The 23,705-nt window shown below is 67.7% G+C and carries 24 protein-coding genes; 12 read left to right on the forward strand and 12 right to left on the reverse strand.

Features of this window, described 5'->3' with window-relative positions; all coding sequences use genetic code 11:
* Positions 1-52 precede the first annotated feature (52 nt).
* The 3 genes from DTS01S_RS17040 to DTS01S_RS17050 all read right to left on the reverse strand — a co-directional run bounded on the left by DTS01S_RS17040 (position 53) and on the right by DTS01S_RS17050 (position 1,834).
* Positions 53-358, reverse strand: coding sequence for a DUF4148 domain-containing protein (locus tag DTS01S_RS17040; protein ID WP_016450135.1), 306 nt, complete (start codon positions 356-358; stop codon positions 53-55).
* 183 nt (positions 359-541) lie between these two features.
* Positions 542-1,039, reverse strand: a complete 498-nt coding sequence (gene trmL / locus DTS01S_RS17045) for a tRNA (uridine(34)/cytosine(34)/5-carboxymethylaminomethyluridine(34)-2'-O)-methyltransferase TrmL (protein ID WP_061288198.1) — start codon at positions 1,037-1,039, stop codon at positions 542-544.
* Positions 1,040-1,090: 51 nt separating this feature from the next.
* A complete protein-coding gene (locus DTS01S_RS17050) occupies positions 1,091-1,834 on the reverse strand; it encodes a ComF family protein (protein WP_061288199.1) in 744 nt (247 codons plus the stop codon).
* 89 nt (positions 1,835-1,923) lie between these two features.
* Here DTS01S_RS17050 and DTS01S_RS17055 point away from each other — a divergent pair, with 89 nt between their 5' ends.
* From DTS01S_RS17055 to DTS01S_RS17085, 7 genes are all read left to right on the forward strand, one after another.
* Positions 1,924-2,826 carry a class I SAM-dependent methyltransferase gene (locus DTS01S_RS17055; RefSeq protein WP_061288203.1) on the forward strand — a complete coding sequence of 301 codons (903 nt, stop codon included), beginning with the start codon at positions 1,924-1,926 and terminating at the stop codon, positions 2,824-2,826.
* 670 nt (positions 2,827-3,496) lie between these two features.
* The gene (coxB, locus tag DTS01S_RS17065) at positions 3,497-4,678 is read left to right on the forward strand and encodes a cytochrome c oxidase subunit II (RefSeq protein ID WP_016450139.1); all 1,182 of its coding nucleotides are present in this window, start codon (positions 3,497-3,499) and stop codon (positions 4,676-4,678) included.
* 35 nt (positions 4,679-4,713) lie between these two features.
* Positions 4,714-6,384, forward strand: a complete 1,671-nt coding sequence (gene ctaD, locus DTS01S_RS17070) for a cytochrome c oxidase subunit I (RefSeq protein WP_016450140.1) — start codon at positions 4,714-4,716, stop codon at positions 6,382-6,384.
* A 105-nt stretch (positions 6,385-6,489) separates the two neighbouring features.
* Positions 6,490-6,597 (forward strand): cytochrome oxidase small assembly protein, encoded by a 108-nt coding sequence (locus DTS01S_RS31070; RefSeq protein ID WP_016450141.1) that lies wholly within the window; start codon positions 6,490-6,492, stop codon positions 6,595-6,597.
* Positions 6,598-6,625: 28 nt separating this feature from the next.
* On the forward strand, positions 6,626-7,246 hold the full coding sequence (locus tag DTS01S_RS17075) for a cytochrome c oxidase assembly protein (protein WP_016453742.1): 621 nt from the start codon (positions 6,626-6,628) through the stop codon (positions 7,244-7,246).
* Positions 7,243-7,455 carry a DUF2970 domain-containing protein gene (locus tag DTS01S_RS17080; protein WP_016450143.1) on the forward strand — a complete coding sequence of 71 codons (213 nt, stop codon included), beginning with the start codon at positions 7,243-7,245 and terminating at the stop codon, positions 7,453-7,455. Before DTS01S_RS17075 ends, DTS01S_RS17080 begins: the two co-directional genes overlap by 4 nt.
* 70 nt (positions 7,456-7,525) lie before the next feature.
* Positions 7,526-8,407, forward strand: coding sequence for a cytochrome c oxidase subunit 3 (locus DTS01S_RS17085; RefSeq protein ID WP_016450144.1), 882 nt, complete (start codon positions 7,526-7,528; stop codon positions 8,405-8,407).
* A 70-nt stretch (positions 8,408-8,477) separates the two neighbouring features.
* On the opposite strand, the gene DTS01S_RS17090 is transcribed toward DTS01S_RS17085, so the two are convergent.
* On the reverse strand, positions 8,478-8,720 hold the full coding sequence (locus DTS01S_RS17090) for a twin transmembrane helix small protein (RefSeq protein ID WP_016450145.1): 243 nt from the start codon (positions 8,718-8,720) through the stop codon (positions 8,478-8,480).
* A gap of 29 nt (positions 8,721-8,749) precedes the next feature.
* Between DTS01S_RS17090 and DTS01S_RS17095 the strand changes: the two genes are divergently transcribed.
* The 5 genes from DTS01S_RS17095 to DTS01S_RS17115 all read left to right on the forward strand — a co-directional run bounded on the left by DTS01S_RS17095 (position 8,750) and on the right by DTS01S_RS17115 (position 14,634).
* Entirely contained in the window at positions 8,750-9,523 is a 774-nt protein-coding gene (locus tag DTS01S_RS17095) for an SURF1 family protein (RefSeq protein WP_016453743.1), read from the forward strand.
* Positions 9,510-10,199 carry an SCO family protein gene (locus tag DTS01S_RS17100; RefSeq protein ID WP_026062728.1) on the forward strand — a complete coding sequence of 230 codons (690 nt, stop codon included), beginning with the start codon at positions 9,510-9,512 and terminating at the stop codon, positions 10,197-10,199. Before DTS01S_RS17095 ends, DTS01S_RS17100 begins: the two co-directional genes overlap by 14 nt.
* 208 nt (positions 10,200-10,407) lie before the next feature.
* The gene (locus tag DTS01S_RS17105; RefSeq protein WP_061288205.1) at positions 10,408-11,022 is read left to right on the forward strand and encodes an SCO family protein; all 615 of its coding nucleotides are present in this window, start codon (positions 10,408-10,410) and stop codon (positions 11,020-11,022) included.
* Between the two features lie 160 nt (positions 11,023-11,182).
* Positions 11,183-12,778, forward strand: a complete 1,596-nt coding sequence (locus tag DTS01S_RS17110) for a methyl-accepting chemotaxis protein (RefSeq protein ID WP_017404752.1) — start codon at positions 11,183-11,185, stop codon at positions 12,776-12,778.
* Positions 12,775-14,634, forward strand: coding sequence for a putative bifunctional diguanylate cyclase/phosphodiesterase (locus tag DTS01S_RS17115; protein ID WP_017404751.1), 1,860 nt, complete (start codon positions 12,775-12,777; stop codon positions 14,632-14,634). The genes DTS01S_RS17110 and DTS01S_RS17115 overlap by 4 nt, the downstream gene beginning before the upstream one ends.
* Positions 14,635-14,703: 69 nt before the next feature.
* Here the strand turns inward: DTS01S_RS17115 and DTS01S_RS17120 are convergent, their stop codons facing one another.
* The 8 genes from DTS01S_RS17120 to DTS01S_RS17155 form a co-directional block, all read right to left on the reverse strand.
* Complete coding sequence (locus tag DTS01S_RS17120; protein ID WP_016450151.1) at positions 14,704-15,369, reverse strand: Crp/Fnr family transcriptional regulator; 666 nt, start codon at positions 15,367-15,369, stop codon at positions 14,704-14,706.
* Between the two features lie 227 nt (positions 15,370-15,596).
* On the reverse strand, positions 15,597-16,574 hold the full coding sequence (locus DTS01S_RS17125) for a DUF6999 family protein (protein ID WP_017404750.1): 978 nt from the start codon (positions 16,572-16,574) through the stop codon (positions 15,597-15,599).
* A complete protein-coding gene (locus DTS01S_RS17130; RefSeq protein ID WP_017404749.1) occupies positions 16,574-18,535 on the reverse strand; it encodes a StlD/DarB family beta-ketosynthase in 1,962 nt (653 codons plus the stop codon). The genes DTS01S_RS17125 and DTS01S_RS17130 overlap by 1 nt, the downstream gene beginning before the upstream one ends.
* A gap of 15 nt (positions 18,536-18,550) precedes the next feature.
* Positions 18,551-19,486: a fatty acid desaturase gene (locus DTS01S_RS17135; RefSeq protein ID WP_016450154.1), complete on the reverse strand. Its 936-nt coding sequence runs from the start codon at positions 19,484-19,486 to the stop codon at positions 18,551-18,553.
* A complete protein-coding gene (locus DTS01S_RS17140; protein ID WP_017404748.1) occupies positions 19,483-20,229 on the reverse strand; it encodes a sterol desaturase family protein in 747 nt (248 codons plus the stop codon). The genes DTS01S_RS17135 and DTS01S_RS17140 overlap by 4 nt, the downstream gene beginning before the upstream one ends.
* A 33-nt stretch (positions 20,230-20,262) precedes the next feature.
* The gene (locus DTS01S_RS17145) at positions 20,263-21,255 is read right to left on the reverse strand and encodes a Bug family tripartite tricarboxylate transporter substrate binding protein (RefSeq protein ID WP_017404747.1); all 993 of its coding nucleotides are present in this window, start codon (positions 21,253-21,255) and stop codon (positions 20,263-20,265) included.
* A gap of 96 nt (positions 21,256-21,351) precedes the next feature.
* A complete protein-coding gene (gene rpoH, locus DTS01S_RS17150) occupies positions 21,352-22,296 on the reverse strand; it encodes an RNA polymerase sigma factor RpoH (RefSeq protein ID WP_016450157.1) in 945 nt (314 codons plus the stop codon).
* 272 nt (positions 22,297-22,568) lie between these two features.
* Complete coding sequence (locus DTS01S_RS17155) at positions 22,569-23,636, reverse strand: 2,3-butanediol dehydrogenase (RefSeq protein ID WP_016450158.1); 1,068 nt, start codon at positions 23,634-23,636, stop codon at positions 22,569-22,571.
* Positions 23,637-23,705: the final 69 nt, after the last annotated feature.

The following is a 23,705-nucleotide window of genomic DNA, read 5'->3' on the forward strand; positions in this document are numbered from 1 at the left end:
GGCGGCACCTGCGGGCTGGCTGCGTGGTGGCAGCGGTTGCGGGGTCTGGGGCTCAGGCGCCGAAGTTCAGCTGGCCCGAACGCTCGGCAGCGGCGGCCTCGCGGCGCACTTCCTCGCGGCTCACGCCAGCGGTGGCAGTGTTCTGGATGGGCAGGTAGCCTTCGGCGACGGAGGGCATGGTGCCATTGGCCTGGGCGGCCTTCAGGTCGGCCATGACCTGGGCACGTGTCAGCGTGCTCTGGGTCTCCACTTCGGGCGGGTAGCTGCTGTTGTCGGCGTAGTCGAAGCCGGCGGCCTGGGCGGCGAAGGCGGAAACGGTGAGGGCGGCCAGGACGGCAAAACGGCGGGTGTTCTTCATGATTCAAGTCCTTTGTTTTGTTTCTGGGACAGGGCGTTCCTTGCGGAAATCGCTTGGTAACGTAGAGCCCATGACTCAAATGTAGGACGGTGTGGAATCGGGATAAACCCTTGGATTGGCAATGCGCTTTTTCAGCGGTTGAAACAATCGGCGGGGAACTTTCCGCCGACCCGGGCCGGTCGCTCAGCCCGCGCCGGGCGCGCCCTCGGCCAGTGCGGCGCCGGCAAACTGCTGCTGGCGCCAGGCTTCAAACACCGTCACGGCCACGGCGTTGGACAGGTTCAGGCTGCGCTGCTGCGGCAGCATGGGCAGGCGCAGGCGCTGCTGCGGCGGGAACTGCTCACGCACCTCGGCGGGCAGGCCCTTGCTTTCGGAGCCGAACACCAGCCAGTCGCCGGGCTGGAAGCCGATGGCGTGGGCGGGGCTGCTGCTGTGCGTGGTCATGGCGAACATGCGCTGGCGGTCCGGCCGGCAGTCCTGCAGGAAGGCCTGCCAGTCGGAATGGCGGCGCACGGGCGCGTACTCGTGGTAGTCGAGGCCGGCGCGGCGCATCAGGCGGTCTTCCATGGAAAAGCCCAGCGGCTCGATCAGGTGCAGGCTGCAGCCGGTGTTGGCGGCCAGACGGATCACATTGCCGGTATTGGGCGGGATCTCCGGCGCGACGAGAACGATATGGAACATGGCCCGTATTGTCTCGCGGCGGCAGATGCCCCGGGCCCCGGTCCCCTGCGGTCAGGGCGTGCGCGCCAGCACCAGGGCGCTGACCTCGGCCGCGCCTGCGCGGCGCAGGCAGGTGGCCAGCGCATGCAGGCTGGCGCCCGTGGTCATCACATCGTCGATCAACAGGATCTTGCGGCCGCGCACATGGGGCAGTTGCGCAGGTGGCACGGCAAAGACCGTGCGCAGCTGGCGCAGGCGCAGGGCGCGCGGCAGGTCATGCTGGGCCTGTGCCGTGTGGGCGCGCTGCACGGCCTGGTGCCGCAGCTTGCCCCGGGTGGATGCGCTGCAGAGCGCGCGGGCCAGCACCAGGGTCTGGTGAAAGCCGCGCTCTCGCAGGCGCTGCGGCGACAGCGGCATGGGCAGCAGCAGGTCGCATTGCTGCAGTTGCTCGCGCGCCTGAGGCAACTCCAGCAGCAGGTCGGCCAGGCTGCGTGCCAGGCCGGTATCTCCCCGGAACTTGAAGTCGCCGATCACCGTGTGCCACGGGTAGGCATAGTCCAGCGCGGCCAGGCAGTGCGTCAGCGGCGGCGGCTTGAACAGGCAGGCGCCGCAGGTGCGGGGACCATCGGCGCCGGTGCGGGCCGGCAGCGGCATGGCGCAGCGCCCGCATCGCGCCATGGGTCCGGCCCAGCGTGCGCGGCAGTCCTGGCACAGGCGCCGCGCAGGCCAGCGGTGGCAGACGGCGCACTGGCTGGGCAGCAGGCCGGGCAGGCCGGCATGCCAGCGCGAAAGCCATGACGCAGGCAGGTTGGGCATGGAGTCAATATACTCGCGCCGCGTCCGCCACCCCTTTGCTCCGGGGCCGGGCGCCTGTCTTTTGAGGAGCACGGATTCCCCGCCCAGCCATGTCCCACGAATTGCCTCCCACCATCGATCCGGCCGCCGCATTGCGCTGGCAGCAGGGCGCGCCTGCGGCCTCGCCGTGGCTGCATGAGGAGGTGGCGCGCCGCATGCAGGAGCGGCTGGACTGGATCGTCAAGCCGCCCCAGCGCTGGTGCCACTGGCAGCCCGTGCGCGGCGGCCTGCAGGCCCATGCGCTGCTGCGCCAGCGCTATGCCCAGTCCGAATGCCTGGTCTATGAAGCCTCGCCGCTGCATGAGGCCGCCGCCCGCGAGCAGCTGGGCGCGCGCTGGTGGCAGCCCGCGCGCTGGACCGGGGGCGCCACGCGCTTCGGCGAGCCCGAGCCCGCCGGCGTGGACATGCTGTGGGCCAACATGGCCCTGCACCAGCAGGCCGACCCGCAGGCGCTGATCGCGCGCTGGCACAAGGCGCTGTCCGTGGACGGCTATGTGATGTTCTCCTGCCTGGGGCCCGATACGCTGCGCGAGCTGCATGCCCTCTACGCCCAGCTCGGCTGGCCGCCCGCCGGCCAGGCCTTCACCGACATGCACGACTGGGGCGACATGCTGGTGCACGCAGGCTTCAGCGAGCCGGTGATGGACATGGAGCACATCACGCTGACCTTTGCCACGCCCGAGCGGCTGCTGCAGGAGCTGCGCGAGCTGGGCCGCAACTTCCATCCGCAGCGCTTTGCCGCGCTGCGCGGCCGCCGCTGGCAGCAGCGCCTGCACGATGCCCTGCGCGAGCGCCTGGCCGGCCCCGACCGGCAACTGGCGCTGACCTTCGAGATCGTCTACGGCCATGCCTACAAGCCGCAGCCGCGCGTGCGCCTGGAGTCCAGCAGCGCCGTGTCGCTGGAGGACATGCGCAGCATGCTGCGCCAGCCACGCAACACGGGTTTGCGATAGCCTGAATGTCGCTTTCCGGTCATTGATCGAAAACAAAAACGTCTACACTTTTCCCGAGCTGACAGAGACAACAGCTTTTCCCTGGGCTCGCTCTCCCGGGCCGGGAAAAGACCAGCGGTCCGCAGGCCGAAAGGGGAGACGATTTGGTGTTTCGCTTTGCCACGGGAACGAGAACGGGCCGGCGCATTCAAGAGTGGCCCGCCCGCAAGTTTGATCATCACCGGCTGCAGCAGTGCCTGCTCCTCTGGGAGCGGGCACTGGTTTTTCTGTCCCTGTGTTCCCTGCTGCCCGCACTGCTGGGCCGCATGCGCTGCCTCTTTCCATCCGCTCCCGGCCCGCACGGCACACACGGCACACATGCCCTGAAGGGCCGGCGCGCGCGCATCCTCCCATCCACTTTGCTGCTGTCCCCCGAGTTCATGCGCCTGCAGGCGCAGGCGGGGATGGCGGCCCGCCCCCATCCTGGTCCCACGTCCGAGCTGCCGTTGATGCCGGCTGGCACGCTATTGGTGATTGCGCGCAGGCACATCTGCGGCGCTTTCATGCATGCTCGGACAGTTGAGGCCGGGAGTTGCCCTTTGGGCAGGCGTTGAACGGTCTGGCTGCGCGGCCCCCACGCCGGCGCAGCGGAGCGAGTGGATAACCCGAGGCTTAGATGTAAGTGAAAACTATGAAAAGCATTTCCACCAGGCTGGTTCTCTGGGGCTTGATGAGTGTGGCAGGGGCAGGCTCCCTTGCACATGCGGCGACAGATCTGCCAGGCGGCCCGGCCGTCAATCAGCTCAACCTTCATCCGGCGGTCACGCGCATCGCGCATGAGCAGCATTACCTGCACTGGATGATGCTGATCATCTGCACGGTGATCTTCATCGGCGTGTTCGCCGTGATGTTCTATTCGATCTGGAAGCACCGCAAATCGCGCGGCGCCAAGGCCGCGAACTTCCACGAATCGGCCACGGTCGAGGTGGTCTGGACCGTCGTGCCCTTCATCATCGTCGTGCTCATGGCGCTGCCTGCCACCAAGGTGCTGGTGGCGCAGAAGGACACCACCAACGCCGATGTCACGATCAAGGCCACGGGCTACCAGTGGAAATGGGGCTACGACTACATCAACGGCGAAGGCGAGGGCCTGAGCTTCATCTCCACGCTGGACAGCAGCCACCGCGTGCTGTCCGACAGCGGCGATGTGTCCAAGGCACCCAACGACTACCTGCTCAAGGTGGACAACCCGCTGGTCGTGCCCGTGGACCGCAAGGTGCGCATCATCACCACGGCCAACGACGTGATCCACTCCTTCATGGTGCCGTCCTTCGGCATCAAGCAGGATGCGATTCCGGGCTTCGTGCGCGACACCTGGTTCCGCGCCGAGAAGACCGGCGACTACTACGGCCAGTGCGCCGAGCTGTGCGGCAAGGAGCATGCCTACATGCCCATCCACGTGAAGGTGCTGTCCAATGACGGCTACAAGGCCTGGGTGGACGAGCAAAAGAAGATCGCCGCCGCCAAGAAGGACGACCCCAGCAAGGTCTGGTCCCTGCAAGACCTGATCGCACGCGGCGAGAAGGTCTATGCGGCCAACTGCGCGGCCTGCCACCAGGCCAACGGCAAGGGCGCCGGTCCCATCAAGGCGCTGGACGGCAGCCCCGTGGTCCTGGGTCCCACGGCCGAGATGATGCATGTGGTGCTGGAAGGCCGTGCCAACGGCGCCATGCCCGCCTGGAAGCAGCTGAGCGATACCGAGCTGGCCGCCGTGGTCACCTTTGCCAAGAACCACTGGTCCAACAAGACCGGCCAGCTGGTGCAGCCGGCCGAGTTCGTGGCCGCCCGCACAGGCAAGTTCCCTGCGCAGTGAGCACGCAAGACAGATGAGCGATTGGAGATAACAGCATGAGCGCCGTACTTCCCCCCATCCACAGCCCTGCGGGCGAGGGCCACGAACATGCGCATGAGCACGAGCATGGACACGGGCATGACGACCATCACCACCACGCCACGCCCACGGGCTGGCGGCGCTGGATGTTCGCCACCAACCACAAGGACATCGGCACGCTGTACCTGCTGTTCTCGTTCACCATGCTGATGGTGGGCGGGGTGCTGGCGCTGCTGATCCGCGCCGAGCTGTTCCAGCCCGGGCTGCAGATCGTCAACCCCGAGCTGTTCAACCAGCTGACCACCATGCACGGCCTGATCATGGTGTTCGGCGCCATCATGCCGGCCTTCGTGGGCTTTGCGAACTGGATGCTGCCGCTGCAGATCGGCGCCTCCGACATGGCCTTCGCGCGCATGAACAACTTCAGCTTCTGGCTGCTGATCCCGGCCGGCCTGATGCTGGTGGGCTCGTTCTTCATGCCCGGCGGCGCACCCGCCGCAGGCTGGACGCTGTATGCGCCGCTGACGCTGCAGATGGGGCCGTCCATGGACACCTCCATCCTGGCCATGCACATCATGGGCGCCAGCTCCATCATGGGCGCCATCAACATCATCGTCACCGTGCTCAACATGCGCGCGCCCGGCATGACGCTGATGAAGATGCCCATGTTCGCCTGGACCTGGCTGATCACGGCCTACCTGCTGATCGCCGTCATGCCCGTGCTGGCCGGCGCCATCACCATGACGCTGACGGACCGCCATTTCGGCACCAGCTTCTTCAACCCCGCAGGCGGCGGCGATCCGGTGATGTACCAGCACATCTTCTGGTTCTTCGGCCACCCCGAGGTCTACATCATGATCCTGCCGGCCTTCGGCATCATCAGCCAGATCGTGCCGGCCTTCAGCCGCAAGAAGCTGTTCGGCTATGCGTCCATGGTGTATGCGACCTCGTCCATCGCCATCCTGTCCTTCATCGTGTGGGCGCACCACATGTTCACGACCGGCATGCCCGTCACGGGCCAGCTGTTCTTCATGTACGCCACCATGCTGATCTCGGTGCCCACGGCCGTGAAGATCTTCAACTGGGTGGCCACCATGTGGCGTGGCTCCATGACCTTCGAGACGCCCATGCTGTTCTCGGTGGGCTTCATCTTCGTGTTCACCATGGGCGGCTTCACGGGCCTGATCCTGTCGATGGCGCCCATCGACATCCAGCTGCAGGACACCTACTACGTGGTGGCCCACTTCCACTACGTGCTGGTGGCCGGATCGCTGTTCTCCATGTTCGCGGCCTACTACTACTGGGCCCCCAAGTGGACGGGCGTGATGTATTCGGAGACGCGCGGCCAGATCCACTTCTGGGGCTCGCTGATCTTCTTCAACATCACCTTCTTCCCCATGCACTTCCTGGGCCTGGCGGGCATGCCGCGCCGCTATGCCGACTACCCCATGCAGTTCGCCGACTTCAACATGGTGGCCTCGCTGGGCGCGCTGGGCTTTGGCCTGATGCAGGTGTATTTCTTCCTCTTCGTCGTCGTGCCCGCCATGCGCGGCAAGGGCGAGAAGGCGCCGCAAAAGCCCTGGGAGGCTGCCGAAGGCCTGGAGTGGGAAGTGCCCTCGCCGGCGCCGTTCCATACCTTCGAGACGCCGCCCAAGCTGGATGCGACGGCGACCCGCGTCATAGGCTGAAATGAACCACCGCCTGGGTCGCTTCGCGCCTTCCCCCTTCCTCGATGTCCCTGGGGTGGGGCGCGACAGTTTCAGAGATTGCCAGTAGTCATGGAGATCAGAAAAATGGATGCACAGCAACGAAAAGCCAATGTGCGGCTGGCGCTGATCCTGGTATCGGTGGCGCTGGTCTTTCTGGCCGGCTTCGTGATCAAGATCACCGTGCTCCATTGAGCGCTTGAAGGCAACAGGAGGGCAATCCGTGAGCGTGCGCAGTGAAAACGCGAAGATGGTGGGCAAGCTGGCCGTAGTGGCGCTGGGCATGTTTGCCTTCGGCTACGTGCTGATTCCCATCTACAAGCACATCTGCGAGCTCACGGGCATCAACATCCTGTCGCTGTCCGAGCGGCAGGTGCCGGGCAACGGCACGGCCGGGCGCGATGTGAAGCTGCCGGCCAACTCGCAGGTGGACAAGAGCCGCACCATCACCGTGGAGTTCGACGCCAATGCGCGCGGGCCCTGGGACTTCAAGCCGGCGCAGCGCTCCATGCAGGTCCATCCGGGCGAGCTGGCCACGGTCATGTACGAATTCCAGAATGTGCAGAACCGCCGCATGGCGGCCCAGGCGATACCGAGCTATGCGCCACGCCAGGCGGCTGCGCATTTCAACAAGCTCGAGTGCTTCTGCTTTTCGCAGTACACGCTGGAGCCCGGGGAAAAGCGCGAGTGGCCGGTGGCCTTCGTGATCGATCCGCGCATCTCCAAGGACGTGACCACGATCACGCTGTCCTATACCTTCTTCGAGGTGGGCGGCAGGACGCCGGCCGCGCCCACGGGCGATGCGCCGGTGGCCGCAGGGCCGAAGCAGGAGCCGGCCTCATGAATGCGCCGCAACCCGGGGACAAGCGCCGCCCGCCCAGCGTGTGGCGCACGGTGCGCGCCGTGGCCTGGTCCCTGTTCGGCGTGCGCAGGGCTAGCGAGTACCAGCAGGACGGGGAGCGCATCACGCCGCTGCATGTGATTGCAGTGGGGCTGGCGGCCATCTTCCTGCTGGTGCTGGGATTGATCGCGCTGGTCAAGCTCGTGGTCTGAGCGGCGCGGCCATCGGGGACAGAGAGTGATAGACGGGAAACACAGAACCAAGAATGTCAGGAGCTGAGCAATGAGTGCAACCACCCACGGCAAAACGCCTTACTACTACGTGCCGGCAGAGTCCAGCCATCCCGTCATGGCGGCGGCGGGGCTGTTCTTCGTGATCCTGGGCGCGGGCAACTGGATCAACGGCCATGAATGGGGCATGTACAGCCTGGGCCTGGGCCTGGTCTGGTGGCTGGCCGTGCTCTTTTTCTGGTTCCGGGAGGCCGCGCATGAAAGCGAGTCGGGCAAGTACGGTCGCAAGATCGACCTGTCCTTCCGCTGGAGCATGAGCTGGTTCATCTTCTCCGAGGTGATGTTCTTCGGCGCCTTCTTCACCGCCCTGTGGTGGGCGCGCTCGCACTCGGTGCCCGCGCTGGGCAGCCTGGACAACGCCTTGCTGTGGCCCGACTTCAAGGCCGTCTGGCCCAGCATGGCAGCCGGCGCCACGGCCTCGCCGGCCAACAGTGTCGAGCCTTTCCAGACCGTGGGCCCGTTCTGGCTGCCCACCATCAACACGGCGCTGCTGCTGACTTCGGGCGTGACGCTGACCATTGCCCACCATGCGCTGCAGGCCGGCCACCGCGCCCGCACCATCGCCTTCATGTGGATGACGGTGATCCTGGGCTTCGTCTTCCTGTGCGTGCAGGGCTACGAGTACTACCACCTGTACACGGATCTGAACCTCAAGCTGTCCTCGGGCGTGTTCGGCTCGACCTTCTTCCTGCTCACGGGATTCCACGGCTTCCACGTCTTCGTGGGCATGCTGATGCTGTTCTTCATCACCATGCGCCTGCATGCCGGGCACTTCACGGCCGAGCGGCATTTCGGCTTCGAGGGCGCGGCATGGTACTGGCACTTCGTGGACGTGGTGTGGCTGTTCCTCTACGTGCTGGTCTACTGGATGTAGTCTGTATCCGGCCCCATGCAAAAAGAAGCGCCAGGGCGCTTCTTTTTGTTTGTGGTGGCAGGGGGCTTGTCTATTGCCCGGCGGTCCAGCCGGTGGGATGGATGTAGCCCAGCTTGGCCGCCAGCAGCACGCACAGGAACAGCGCGATGGACAGGCCCACGCGCAGCGCCAGTGCACGGAACATGGCGCGGCTGCGGCGCCTGTCGTCGCCCGCTCCCTGCTGGTCTTCGGGATTGCGGCGCATCATGAAGAACAGGGCGCTGCCCAGACTGGCGACAATGGCCAGCAGGGCGAGAACGATCACGAATTTCATGGGTGGATTATCCGGTGCGTGTTTCCAGAATGCCAGAGCGCTGGCGGTTTGTACTGATCACCTTGGCCGCGCTGATCGGCGTGGCCGTCACGCTGTCCCTGGGCCGCTGGCAGCTGCAGCGCGCGGCCTACAAGCAGGAACTGTTCGACGCCGTGCAGCGCCAGCAGGGCCTGCCGCCGTGGAGCAACGCCCAGCTGGCAGCCGTGCAGCCCGGTGCGGTGCCGAACCCCGAAGCCGCGCCCTGGCTGCACCGTCCCGTGCAATTGCAGGGCCACTGGATTGCGGGGCAGACGCTGTACCTGGACAACCGCCAGATGCAGGGCCAGCCGGGCTTCTTCGTGCTCACGCCGCTGCGGCTGGCTGCGCCGCATGAGGACGTGGTGATCGCCGTGCAGCGCGGCTGGGTGCCGCGCAACTTCCTGGACCGCACGGCCCTGCCCGAGGTGCAGACGCCCGAAGGGCTGGTGACCGTCCAGGGGCGCATGGAGGCCGCGCCGTCCCGGCTCTACGAATTCGGCCGTGCAGGGGCAGACCCTGATGGGCAAAAGTCGCGCATCCGACAGAATGTGGACATTGCCGAATGGGCCGTGGCCTCCGGGCTGCCGCTGCGCGAATGGAGCCTGCTGCAGACCGGCGAAGCCAGCGAAGGCCTGCGGCGCGACTGGCCCGTTGTGACGGCCGGTGTCGAGAAACACCATGGCTATGCGTTCCAATGGTTTGGACTTGCGGCCCTGATCACGCTTTTGTATGTCTGGTTCCAAATCGTCCGACGCTTTGTCCGCCCGCGCCATGCCCGCTCCTGAGACTCCCCTGGAGATGACTGTCCATGGCCTGCCACCCTTGCAGCCGGGCCTTGCCGGCGCGCAACGCACGCGCAGCGGCCGCTGGAAGATGCTGGCCGTGTTCGCGGTCTGCGCCGCGCCCGTGGTGGCCTCCTATTTCACCTACTACGTGCTGCGGCCTGGCCAGCAGCGCAGCTTTGGCGAGCTGATCGCGGCCCAGCCGGCCCTGCCTTCGGCCACGGCCACCACGCTGGACGGCGCGCCGCTGCCGCTGCAGTCGCTCAAGGGCCAGTGGCTGCTGCTCAGCGTGGCGGGCGGTGCCTGCGGCAGCGCCTGCGAAAGCCATCTCTATCTGCAGCGCCAGCTGCGCGAGACCCTGGGCCGCGAAAAGGACCGGCTGGACCGGGTCTGGCTCATCTCCGACGACGCTCCCGTGCCCGCCCACCTGCGCCCCGCGCTGGCCCAGGCCACGGTGCTGCGCGTGCCCGAGGCCGTGCTGCGCGGCTGGCTGCAGCCCGCGCCCGGCCATGCGCTGCAGGACCACCTGTACGTGGTGGACCCGCAGGGCCACTGGATGATGCGCATGCCCGCCGGGCTGGGCATGGCCGATGCCGGCAAGGCCAAGCGCGACCTGGACCGGCTGCTGCGAGCATCGGCCTCGTGGGACACGGCGGGACGCCCCGGCGACGGCGACTGAGGCCTGCGCCAAGGAACCGAGCCGGCAGCCAGGCCGTCTCATGGAGGCAGGCAGGCCCCGCAGCGCCGGGGTCTTGCGGTTATGGGTTATGGTTTGCGGCTGTGCGAAAGCGCCTTCAGCAGACGCTTTCGCCTTTTCACTTTCCAGCCCGGGCGGCGCGCAGGCTTTGCGGCCGCGCAGCCTGCGGCAACTACCTTGTTGAGGAAGCATGAACAAACGGACAGCGCTGCGCTTTCTGGGCGTGACCGCCATGGCATGGGGCGCCCTGGCGCTGAGCGGATGCTCGCGCGAGGCCAAGACCAGTTTCCAGGGCGTCGATGTCACGGGCGCCGAATACGCCAAGGACATTCCCCTGCGCGATGTGGACGGCAAGCAGCGCAGCATCAAGGACTTTGCGGGCAAGGTCGTCGTGGTCTTCTTCGGCTACACGCAATGCCCCGACGTCTGCCCCACCACCCTGCAGGAGCTGGTCGAGGTCAAGCAGCAACTGGGCGCCGATGGCGACAGGCTGCAGGGCGTCTTCGTCACCCTGGACCCCGAGCGCGACACGCCCGAGGTGCTCAAGGCCTACCTGGGCAACTTCGACACAGGCTTCGTCGGCCTGCACGGCACGCCCGAGGAGACGGCGGCCGTGGCCAAGGATTTCAAGCTCTTCTACAAGAAGGTGCCCGGCAAGACCGAAGGCACCTACACGCTGGACCATTCGGCCGGCAGCTATGTCTACGACACGGCCGGCCGCCTGCGCGTGTATGAGCGATACGGCGGCGGCCCGCAGGTGCTGGGCGCCGACGTCAAGGCCCTGCTGCAGGAAAAGCGTTCCTGATCCTGCGCGCGCCGCAGCCAGTGTGACCGCCGTCACATTGGCTGCGTTTAGGCGCGATGCGGCAAACCATCCCTGATGTGCATCGCCGCAGGACTGCTTAGAGTGGGCCCCGCCTGGAGCGTCATGCCGACGCCCCGCCCATCTCCAAGAGACCTGATCCATGCGGCGAAACGTGTACGTCACCCAGCGTGAGTACCCTTTGAACGAAGGAGAGACGCTTCTTTCCGTCACCGACCTGAAGGGGCGCATCGTCTATGCCAACGATGCCTTCATCCGCGTCAGCGGCTTCGAGGCCGCCGAGCTCTACGGCAAGGCCCACAGCATCGTGCGCCATCCGGACATGCCGGCCGCCGCCTTCGCCGACATGTGGTCCACCATCCAGCGAGGGCTGCCCTGGAGCGCGCTGGTCAAGAACCGGCGCAAGAACGGCGACCACTACTGGGTGCGCGCCAACGCCAGTCCCATACGCCATGCGGGCACCGTGGTCGGCTACCTGTCCGTGCGCACCCGGCCGCAGCCGTGCGAGGTGCAGCAGCATGCGGCGCTCTATGAACAGATCAATGCCGGCGTGCGCTCGCTGGGCCTGCACCGGGGCTTCCCAGTGGGGCGTGGCGCCGCGGGCGCGCTGCAGCGCTGGTGGCGCTTCAGGCCGCTGGCCTGGCGGGCGCAGGCCATGGTGGCGGGACTGTGGCTGCTGGGATCGGCCGGGCTGTGGTTGCCGTCGCTGCAGGCCTGGGCCTCGGCTTTGCCCCTGTCCCTGACGCTGGCCGAGATCTGGCCCGCCTGGCTGATCTGGAGCCTGGCTTGCGTGGCGGCCGGGCAGTGGCTGCGCACCAGGCTGCTCATGCCCCTGGCTGCCCTGCGCGGACAGGCCCAGGCCGTGGCCAGCGGGCAGCAGACGGGGGAACTGTTCACGCAGCGCACGGACGAGATCGGCGCCATCGGCGGCGCCGTGCGGCAGACCGGACTCAACCTGGTCTCCCTGGTGGACGACATCCAGGGCAAGAGCGACCAGGTGCGCCGCTGCGCGCTGGCCGTGCAGCAGGGCAGCACCGAACTGAGCGACCGCACCGAGGCTGCCGCCGCCAGCCTGGAGCAATCGGCCCAGGCCATGCAGGCCCTGGCCTGCGCCATAGAGCGCAGCAGCGCCCAGGCCGGCGAGGCCGCCCGCCGCGCGCGGCATGGCGTGGACATGGCCGGGCAGAGCAGCCGCATGGTCGCGCAACTGGACCAGGGCATGCGCGGCGTGGCCCGGACCAGCGACCAGGTCGGGGAGATCAGCTCGCTCATCGACGGCATTGCCTTTCAGACCAATCTGCTGGCGCTCAACGCCGCCGTGGAGGCCGCGCGCGCCGGCGAGCACGGCAAGGGCTTTGCCGTGGTGGCCGACGAGGTGCGCGGCCTGTCCCAGCGCAGCGCCCACGCTGCGCGCCAGATCAAGGCATTGATCGAGGCATCGCAGCAGCAGGTGGCGCAAAGCTGCGCCATGGCGCGCGAAATGGGCGAGGCCATGCTCGCCGTGCAGGCCGACATGCGCGAGCAGCTGCTGCTGGCCGAAGGCATGCAGGCCGCCAGCCAGGCCCAGGCCGGTGGCGTGCAACAGGTACAGGCCGCCGTGCAGCAGCTCGAACAGATGACCCAGCACAACGCCACGCTGGCGCGCGACACCATCGCGCACGCGCAGCAGCTGGCCGGGCAGGCTCAGGCGCTGGAGGCTGCGGCATCGGTCTTCCACGGCAAGGGGCCGTCCGCATGATGGCGTCGGCCTGGAGCGCGCAAGCCGGCCATCTGATCGGGCCGTGCGAGGCGCTGGATGAGGAGCTCAAGCGCGTGGCCATGGAGGCCGCGCCCGACGGCATCGTGCTCGTGGATCGCAAGGGCCGCATCCTGCTGGCCAATCCCGCCATGCAGGCCATGAGCGGCTATGGCGCCTCCGAGCTGCTGGGCCGTCCGCTGCAGATGCTGCTGCCGCCCGAGGCGCATGCGGCCCATGGGCCGCAGCTGCAGTCCTACTTCGCCCAGCCCGCGCGCCGGCCCATGGGGCAGGGGCGGGACCTGTGGCTGCTGCGCAAGGACGGCAAGCGCCTGTCCGTGGACATCGCCCTGGGCCATTCCCCGCACGGCGGGGGCGTGGCCGTGGCCTTTGTGCGCGACCTGTCGCAGCTGCGCCAGATGGAGGCCTGCATGCACTACCACGCCACGCACGACACGCTCACCGGCCTGCTCAACCGCTGGCAGTTCGGGTTGCAGCTGGAGCAGGCGATCTCGCAGGCGCAGGCGCAAGTGGGTTCGGGCTCGGGCACCGGGCCCGCGTCCTTTGCGCTGCTGCTGCTCGACCTCGACAACTTCAAGGCCATCAACGACGGCTATGGCCACGACGTGGGCGACCAGGTGCTCAAGGAAGTGGCGCGCCGCCTGCAGGCCGCGCTGGGCACTTCGGCCACGCTGGCGCGCATGGGCGGTGACGAGTTCACCGCCGTGCTGCATCCCTGCAACGGGCCGAACCTGCGCCGGCGCGTCGACGCGCTGCTGGGCGAGCTGTGCCGGCCCTGCGCCATCGGCCACTACGCGCTGAACTTCGGCGCCAGCGTGGGCGTGGCCTTCTACCCGCAGGACGCGGGCGATGCGGCCACCCTCATGCGCTATGCCGACATGGCCATGTACGACGCCAAGCAGCGCGGCCGTGCCTCCTACGCCTGCTATGCCAGCGCCATGGGCGAGGCCATGGCCGAGAAAGTGCTGCTGCACGAACGCCTCAAGCGCGCCCTGGACCGGGGTCTGCTGAGCCTGCATTTCCAGCCCCAGGTGCAGGTGCTGGGCGGCCAGGTCCAGGGCGTGGAGGCCCTGCTGCGCTGGAACGACGAGCAGATGGGCTGGGTCTCGCCGGAGCGCTTCGTGCCCGTGGCCGAGTCCACGGGCCTGATCCTCGCGCTGGGCGAATGGGTGATCGATGCGGCCTGCCGCCAGGCCGGCGACTGGCTGCGCGCAGGCATGCCGCTGCGCGTGGCGGTCAACCTCTCTGCCCAGCAACTGCGCCAGGCCGACCTGCAGCAGCGCCTCATGGGCAGCCTGGCCCGGCATGGCGTGCCGCCGCACCTGCTGGAGCTGGAAGTCACCGAGTCCGCCGCCATGACCGACCCGCAGCAGGCGCGCGAATTGCTGGGCAGCCTGCTTGCCGCAGGTGTCTGCGTGGTGCTGGACGATTTCGGCACCGGCTACTCCTCGCTGGCCCACCTGCGCGATCTGCCCGTCTCGCGCGTGAAGATAGACCGCACCTTCATCGGCCCCATGCTCGACAGCCCGGCCGACGCCAAGATCGTCAAGGCCGTGATCGCGCTGGCCCGCACCCTGGGCCTGCAGGTGGTGGCCGAAGGCGTGGAAACCGCCGAGCAGCTGCGCCTGCTGCGCATCCTGGACTGCGACGCCTACCAGGGCTGGCTCTTCGCCCGCGCCATGCCGGCGGAGCAGATTCCCGCGCTGATTCACAAGCCCGTGGCGACCTTGCTGGCGCAGCAGGAGGAAGAGGCGCTTGAGCATCAAACTGCGGACTGTTGCGATGGGAAGGGAGCGATGGTGAGCAGGGACGGCGGTTCTGCCAAACCTGGCGCTTGATGTTGCAACAGGTCGGCAAGCCTACCGGTCCGCCCGATCAACCGCCACGCCTCTCGCACCCCACCTCCTTCACCCCACCTCCCTCACCCCACCCCCACTGATCCTCGACAACACCGCAGGCTGCAGCACGCAATGCCATCGATCCGGCCGCTCCAGCGCGCCCAGTTGCACCAGGCGCACAAGGCTGCGTGCGATGGTTTCGCGCGTGGTGGCCAGCAGGGCGGCCAGTGCACCCTGGCTGGGCAGGCGCACGAGCAGGCTTGACTGCAGCGCGGCCAGTTGCATCAGGGTGGCGGCCAGCTGGCGCAGCACGCCGGGGATGCGGACGATGTGGGCCCATTCCGCCAGCAGGGCGTTGTTGCAGGTGTAGCTGGTGGCCAGCGCGCGCACGAAGGCGGCATCGACCAGGCCGCGGCGCGTGATGGTGGCGATATCCACGCAGCAGATGCGCCCCGGGCCCAGGGCCTCGAAGTGCATGGCCGAGGGCTGCTGCAGCCAGCCCGGGCTGCCCAGCGCGTGGCCGTTGCCGAACAGTGCCACGGGCCGCTGCACGCCGTCGCCGCCACGGCGGATAGCCAGGACGAAACCGAGCTTGATCACCTGGAATTCATGGGCAACGCAGCCTTGCGCCTGGAGCTTCTGGCCCTTGGCCAGGCCGCGTTCGCGGATGTGCGGCAGCCATTGCAGGAAGGCGGGTTCGGGCAGTTGCCCCAGCAGGCAGTGCGACGAACGCATGCATTCGCTGCAGCGTACGGCTGAAGGCGCAAAGGACGACGATGGCATGGCACGGACGGTTCGAAGGCGCCGCAAGCCAGGGCAGGAGGCGCCCTGGCGCTGGCAGGGACCCGGGCGTGCGGCCAGGGCGAAGCCGTGCAGGCTAGCGGGCCCTGCGGCTGAATGCAACGTGATGTAACCGTTTTCGCGCCAGATGGCGTCAATCCGCCGCTGTTCCTTGACCTGGGTCAGACGGCTGCCGTGCTGCTGGCGCTGCTGGCATGGTCGGCACCGCTGGCCGTTTCGCTGCCGTGGGCGCGGGCGGCTTCGCGCATGCGTGCCAGCTCGCGTGCGGGCAGGGGGATGTCGCCGCTGGCGACCTTCATCAGCAGGCAGTGCAGCATTTCGGTGGACAGTCCGTGCAGCACCAGGCGGTGGCCGGCGCGCAGGGTGGACAGGGGCACCAGCGGGTGCTTGTTGTTGAGCATGACCAGGTGCTCGGGCGAGGCGAGGATCTTGGCCGCATAGATGGCCACGGTCTCGTCCAGCTGCAGCGAGTTGCTGGCGCGCCAGAAGTCGTTGTCGGTCAGCAGCAGCTGGTAGACGGGCGTGTAGACCTCGATGGCGCTTTGCAGGTCCAGCAGGTTCAGGCGCCCGCGCGGCATGTCCTCCAGGCGCAGGGGCGGGTTGCGCAGCATGGAGAAGTCGGGCTCGGCCACGGGCTGCAGTTCCTGGCCTGCGGCGCGCAGCGCGTTGTTCAGGCGGATGACGAAGTTGAACAGGTTCAGGTCGTGCCTGAGGAACAGGTCGTCCTTGATGTCGTCGATGCTGCCTGGCTCCAGCGGTGTGGTGGACACGGGCGTGGGCGCATTGGCCGCGACAAAGGCCAGGATCTGCGAGCCCAGGTGGAAATGGCGCAGGATGAGCCAGTTGGCCTCGGGCGAGACGAAGCGGTTCATGCTGAAGGCCAGCAGCCGGTGCAGCAGCCTGGAGTGCGCCCAGTTGCGCGGCAGCAGCACCTTGAGGATCTGGATGAGCACGATGCTGGTGCGTGCCAGCGGCCGCAGGAAGGGCAGCAGGTACTGGCGCGAGCCGCTGCTGCAGTCGCGCAGCCAGGCGGCCTTGACGTCGTCGGGCAGCGGCGTGCTTTGGTCCAGGTACAGGGCACGCCAGGGGCTGGGGTCGCGCTCGTCGTGGGGCTGGTCGATGAAGTCTGGCGGTGGCATCAGTGCTCCTCGGTCAGGACATGCTCGAACTGCATCAGGTACAGCGCCGCCGTGTGGCGCGCGGTGCGCACGATGGCCTGCGCCGCCGTGCCCCCGGTGCCGTCTGTGCCGTCTGTGCCGTCCAGCGCCATCACCATCTGCACGGCCATGAGCCAGCGCTCCAGGTGGTGTTCGTCGTTGGCGCCGTGGTATTCCAGGAAGCGGAAGGCATCGGGCGGCAGCGGCAGGCTGGCGCGCAGCAGCGGCAGCAGGCTGGGCACGATGCGCTGGCCCGTGCCTTCGATGATGTAGATGGCGCCCAGCAGGCCCACGGGATTGGGCGTGGCGGCCAGGCCGTGCAGGTAGGCGTTGAGCGCCTCGCCGCCGGGGTTGCGGCGCAGGCGGGTGAGGTCGGTCTCGGTGCCGCCGGCCTTCAGGTAGTCCTCGTGCAGGATGCGGAAGTCGTTCTGCTCCTCGCCCGCATGCACGTCGATCAGCGCAGCCAGCGCCGCGTGCTCGCCGGTCAGCGAGGCCGCGCCCTCGCGCATCCACAGGCTGCCCTCGCGCACCTGGGGAACCCAGTGGCTCATCCAGCGCACGTAGTCCGCCGTCTGCAGCCTGCCTGTGCGTATGCGCTGCAGCAGCGGCGTGCGCCACACGCGCGAGCGGTAGTCCTGCCAGAGGCTGGCCAGCTCGGTCAGCAGCGGCGCGAGCGTGGCCGGGGCCTGGTTCGGGTCGTGGGGCGGGGCGATGGTGGAGACATCGGGCAGCAGGTCCGGGGCAGCGGGAGCTTCGGCGGTGGCACTGCGCGCTGTGGCCTTGGCCGGGGTGGCGGTGGGCGCCTGGGCCGCATCCTCCACTTCCAGCAGCATGTAGCCGGCCGTGAAGCGGCCCGATTCGGGAATGAAGCACAGCACGGTGTCGCCGTGCTTCAGGCGTGCCGATTCCGTGCGCAGGAACTCGGACAGCATCACGAAGATGGAGGCCGCGCCCGTGTTGCCGCGCCAGGCCAGGTTGCTCCACCAGCGTTCGCGCGGGATGCCGAGCTGGGCCTTTCCCAGCAACTCGTCCACCACGGGGATGAAGCGCTCCGACGAGTAGTGGCACAGGAAGTGGTCTATGCCGCGCCCGGGCACCCAGCCCGTGTGCGCCAGGTGGGCGTATTCGTGGATGCAGACATCGAACAGGTGCGGCAGCAGGCGGATGTCCTGGCGCAGCGACAGCGCGCCTGCGGCCTCGGCCTCGCCCCAGGCGGCAAAGTCCAGGTGGCTGGTGGCGCGGTCGGGCGTCAGGCCCAGCTGCATGCAGACCGGGTAGTCGCCCGCAAAGCTGCGCAGGTGCGTCCAGCGCAGCTTCAGGCGCAGGCCGGGCGCCTGGGGCAGGGCCTGCGGGCCGCCCAGCAGCACGGCGCCTGCGCCATCGGACAGCATCCAGCGCAGGAAGTGGGCGTCGAAATCCGTGTTGTATCCCTGGGCCGCGAAGCGCGAGCGCTTGAACAGGCGCGAGGGCATTTCGCTGGCCACGGCCAGGGCCAGCGAGTCGGGCGCGCGGTCCACGGCCTGGGCCGCTGCCTGCAGCGCGCCCACGCTGGCGGCGCAGACGCCGTGCACGGACAGGGTCTCCATGGGCGGCGCAGCCATCTCGCCCTGGATCATGCTGGCAAAGCCGGGCATGAGCGCATCGCCGCCCGAGGAACCGCTGGCCAGGAAGCCCACATCGCCCAGCGCGCGCCCGGCCTGCGCCAGGCAGTCCTGGATGGCCTGGGCGGCCATGGCCGTGTTGCTGTGCACGGTGCGGCCTTCGGCGTCGATGGCGTAGTGGCGCTGGACAATGCCGTTCTCGGCCAGGATGCGGCGCTTGAGGCGCTCGGACAGGCGGTTGAGCGGCGCCACGTAGGCATCCATGCCTGCGTTGTCCACGGGTTCACCGGGCAGGAACATGCCTGCGGCATGCAGATAGACGTTGGAATAGGCGACGGGCATGGGTTCTGGGACGTATCAGTCGTATGTTCCGGGAGGCATGTGCGCGCGCGTGCGCGCCGGCGGCCAGACCGTGCCGAGCACGAAGACGCGGGCCATGTAGGGTAGCAGTCCGCCTTCGTTGAGCGCGGGGGCCACGCGCTGGCGATAGTGCAGGTCGTGCAAGCGCGTGAGCTCGGACCAGTGGGCCTGGGGCTGCTCGTGGTGGGCCGTGTGCAGGCCGATGTTGAACAGCAGCGGATTGACCCAGCCCTCGAAGTTGCGCGCGTAGTTCAGTGGCGTGGCGCTGTCCAGCCGCTGGCCGCGCGTCAGTGGCCGGCCATCGGCATGGGCGTGCTGCAGGTAGTTGGTGGCCAGCAGCCAGTGCAGGCCATGCAGCTGGGGAACGATCACCAGCAGCAAGGCCTTTTGCCAATCCAGCGACAGCAGCAGCGCCCAACTGCCCAGCCACAGCAGGTACTGGCCCATGCAGTAGCGAAAGGCGCCGGGCCAATGCCGCCGCAGCTGGCCCAGCCAGCGCAGGAACAGCGGGTACAGCACCCAGCCGGCCTGCAGCGGGTGGAGCAGGTAGCCCAGCAGATGGTTGTGGTCGCCGCCGAAGCGGTAGGTGCGTGCCATGTCGCGCGGGCCGTGGCGGAAGCGGTGGTGGTTGGCCACATGGGCGGGCCAGAACACAAAGGTCGGGTGGCCTTGCAGCAGGGTCAGCCAGTAGTCGGTGAAGCGGTTGGCCCAGCGCCCGCGCCACATGCGCAAATGCGTGTGGTTGTGGTGGATGACGCCCACGCCCAGCGTGAGGAACAGCTCGATCCCGTAGAGCCACAGGTTCCAGCCGTGCTGCCACTGCCACCACACGATCAGCGGCAGCGCCACCAGATAGGCCAGCGACTGCAGGTCGCGCCCGTGGCGCAGCCGGGGCAGCCATGGCTGGACGTGGCGAGCAGGCGGCCGGCTCATTCCGTCCTGGGCCGGGCCGTGGCGGGCAGTGCCACGCGCGTGCGCATCAGCCGGTCCATGAAGGCCAGCGCAAAGCCGTAGTTGCCATTGGGCCGGGCATGGTGCAGATGGTGGCGCCGGCTGGCGGCCAGCGCATGCGTGTCGGACACCCTGGGAAAGAAGTCGTAGTTGGAGTGGCCTATGACGTTCAGCAGCAGGCTGAGCACGGGCACCGAGGCCAGCGACCAGAAACTGAAGTCATGCACCACCATGGGCAACAGGATGACGTTGCCCAGCATCAGCGCCTCGATGGGATGGAAGCTGTAGGTGGACCACGGCGTGGTGACGATGGAGCGGTGGTGGTCGCCATGAAAGCGCCCCAGCAGCCGCGTGTGCAGCAGGCGGTGGTTGATCCAGAAATGCACATCGTTCCAGATCAGCAGCACCACGACTTCGATGGCAATGCGCCAGGGGCCTGCATCGGGCTCCAGCCGCGCCCACCCCAATTGCAGAAGGCCCCAGGGCACGATCATGCCGATGCCGAAGATCAGCACCGAATGCAGCGACTGGCGCCATTCGCGCTGCAACTGGTCGGGCTTGAGCGGGCGCGTGTCCAGCACGCGGCCCACGCCGCGCCGCTGCAGCCAGCGCGTGAGCGCCGACATGCCCCAGCCACCGGCCAGGTAGAGCACGCCAAAGAAGGCCAGGCCCCAGGCCATGACCTGCCAGGCGTTGAGTTCGGTAAAGGCTTGGGCTGCGGTCATGGGGGTGTCAAAGAGGGCACGTCACTGGGCGCATCATTGTGCGCGTATGCCCTGTTCGCGGATGATGCGGCCCAGCGTCGCCACGTCCTGGCGCATGCGCAGGGCCAGGCCTTCGGGCGAGCTGCCCACGGCCTGCCAGCCCTGGGCGGCCAGGCGCGCGCGCATCTCGGGCGAGCGCACGATCTCGCTCACGGCCTCGGCCAGCTTGTGCACATGGGCGGCGGGCATGGCCTTGGGCGCCGCCACGGCGTTCCAGATCTCCAGGTCGAAATCGCCCACGCCCAGCTCCTTGAGGCTGGGCAGGCCCGGCGCCAGCGGGCTGCGCGCGGCCGAGGTCACGGCCACGCCGCGCAGCTTGCCGGCCTGGACCTGGGCCATGGCCAGCGCGGGCGGCAGCATGGACAGCTGCAGGTCGCCGCCCTGGATGGCGTTGAACACCTGCGGGTAGCCGGGATAGGGAATGTGCTCGGGCCTGAGCGCGGAGCGGCTCTTGAGCAGCTCCATGCCCAGGTGGCCCACGGTGCCCACGCCGGGCGAGCCGTAGCTCCAGCGGCTGCCGGCCTGGGCAGCGGCCTCCAGGAAGGCCCGGCCCTCGGGCGCGCCGGCCGGCGCCACCAGCACCAGGGGTGCCACGCCGATCAGGCTGACGGGCTGCAGGTCCTTGACGGGGTCGTAGCGCACGGCGGGGTTGAGCAGGCGGGCAATCGTCAGGTTGCCGTTGATCATCACGCTGAAGGTATGGCCATCGCGCGCACGGGCCACCTGCTCGCCTGCAATGTTGCCGCCTGCTCCCACCTTGTTCTCGACGATGACGGGCTGGCCCAGGCGCTTTTCCAGCGGCTCGGCCAGTGCGCGCGCCGTGAGGTCCGGGGAAGATCCTGCGGGAAAGCCGACGATCAGGTGCAGCGGCTTGCTGGGCCAGTTGTCGCCCGCCACGGCAGCGCAAGGCAGCAGGGCCGAAGCCAGGGCGGTGGCCAAGGCATTGGCGAAGAGGCGGCGTAGTGGCGAGATGGCGCGGGCGGGCATGGGTGCGTGGGGGCCGCAAAGGCCGCGGGCAATAAAAAACCCGGAGATTATCCGGGTTTGTCTTGAAGCAGCCTGTCAGCCCAGGCCGTCAGGCCATCAGGCGAACTCGGCCAGGGCCTTCTTCATCTTCTTCATGGCAGCCACCTCGATCTGGCGAATGCGCTCGGCGCTCACGCCATACACGGCGGCCAGTTCATGCAGCGTCATGCCGCCCGAGCCGTCATCGTTGACCTTGAGCCAGCGCTCCTCGACGATGCGGCGGCTGCGGTCGTCCAGCGAATCCAGCGCCATGGCAATGCCGTCGGTGGCCAGGTGGTCACGCTGGCGCGACTCGATCATGGCCGTGGGCTCATGTGCGCCGTCGGCCAGATAGGCGATGGGGCCGAAGGCCTGCTCGCCATCATCGCTGGGCGAGGGGTCCAGCAGCACGTCGCCACCGGCCAGGCGCGTTTCCATCTCCATGACTTCTTCGCGCTTGACGTTGAGCTTCTCGGCCATGGCGTCGATCTCGCCGGAGGTCAGCGTGTCGCGCAGCATGGCGCCGTCCTCGGCCATGGCGGCGTCGGACTTCAGGCCCTGCTTCATGGAGCGCAGGTTGAAGAACAGCTTGCGCTGGGCCTTGGTCGTGGCGACCTTGACCATGCGCCAGTTCTTGAGGATGTACTCGTGGATCTCGGCCTTGATCCAGTGCATGGCGTAGCTCACCAGGCGCACGTTCTGATCGGGATCGAAGCGCTTGACGGCCTTCATCAGGCCGACATTGCCTTCCTGGATCAGGTCGCCATGGGGCAGGCCGTAACCCAGGTACTGGCGCGAGATGGACACCACCAGGCGCAGGTGGGACATCACCAGACGCCCTGCGGCGTCCAGGTCACTGTGTTCCTTGAGCTTGCGGGCGTAGTCCTGCTCTTCCTCGAGGGTGAGCATGGGCAGGCGGTTGACCGCGGAAATGTAGGCATCCAGATTGCCCAGAGGCGGCACCAGGGCCCAGGGGTTAGCGGGCGCCAAGGTGGTCGCAATGGAGCCGGAGGCGTTTGTCATTGCAGAGTTCCTTTCTTCCATTCCTTCATATTAGCACTCGTTAGGATTGAGTGCTAAAGCCGAAGTTCCGCGGGTTTTTCAGTCGGTTGCAGAAATCTTCGGCACTGCAAAAGTCGCTTCTGGCTAGTCTGAGCGATTTTTGGAAACCCTGCTTGCCGGCGGGAGGCATGTGTCGGCCCCCGCCGGGTTTTGACCCCTTTGCGCCCGGCCCCGCCGGCGACCGGGCGAACGGCACGAAAGATCCAGGTTCGTGCAGTCGGGGTGCCCAGCGGCTATTTGAACCGTGGCTGCACGATGATCTTCACCGCCGACTCGTTGTTGTGGATCAGCGTGTCAAAGCCCTGGGCCACCAGGTCATCGAGCTGGATGCGCTGGGTGATGAAGGGCTCGAGGTTGATCTTGCCCTCCTCGACCAGCTTGATGGTTTCCTGGTGGTCGTTGCAGTAGGCGATGGTGCCGCGCACGTCCAGCTCCTTCATGACCACGCTGTGCACGTTGATGGTGGCCGGATGGCTCCAGATGGACACGATCACCACCACGCCCGTGGCCTTCGTCGCGGCCACCAGCGTGTCCAGCACCTTGTTCACGCTGGTGCATTCGAACGACACATCCACGCCCTTGCCGCCGGTGAGCTTCATCACCTCGGCCACCACGTCCACCTCGGAGGGGTCCAGGATGTGATCGGCCACGCCCGATTCACGCGCCTTTTGCTTGCGCTTGGCACTGAGCTCGGTGATGACGACGGTCAGGCCCTTGGCCTTGAGGATGGCCGACAGCAGCAGGCCGATGGGGCCGGCGCCGCCCACCAGTGCCACATCGCCGGCCTTCGCTCCGCTGCGGGTGTAGGCATGGTGGCCCACGGACAGCGGCTCGATCAGCGCGGCCTGGTCCAGTGGAATGGCATCGGAGATGGGATGCACCCAGCGGCGCTTGACGGCAATCCGCTCGGACAGCCCGCCACCGCGCCCGCCCAGGCCGATGAAGTTCATGTCCTTGGACAGGTGGTAGTTGTCGCCCGGCCCCGTGGGCACATCGTCGGCCACGATGTAGGGCTCCACCACCACATGCTGGCCGACCTGGATATCGTCCACCCCTGCGCCCACGGCGTACACCACGCCCGAGAACTCATGCCCCATGGTGATGGGTGCGGACTCGCCCGAGATGGGATGCGGGTGGCCGCAGGGCGGGATGAAGATCGGCCCTTCCATGAACTCATGCAGATCCGTGCCGCAGATGCCGCACCAGGCCACCTCGATGCCCACGGTGCCGGGCTCCACCACGGGTTCGGGGATGTCCTCGATGCGGATGTCGCCCCGGTCGTGGAAACGTGCTGCTTTCATGATTGAACTTTCTGTTTTGCAAGGCTGGGTTGGCGGGCGGCACAGCCGCCCCATGGCGATTATTCGGCC

Source organism: Delftia tsuruhatensis NBRC 16741, from assembly GCF_001571325.1.
Lineage (GTDB): Bacteria > Pseudomonadota > Gammaproteobacteria > Burkholderiales > Burkholderiaceae_C > Comamonas > Comamonas tsuruhatensis.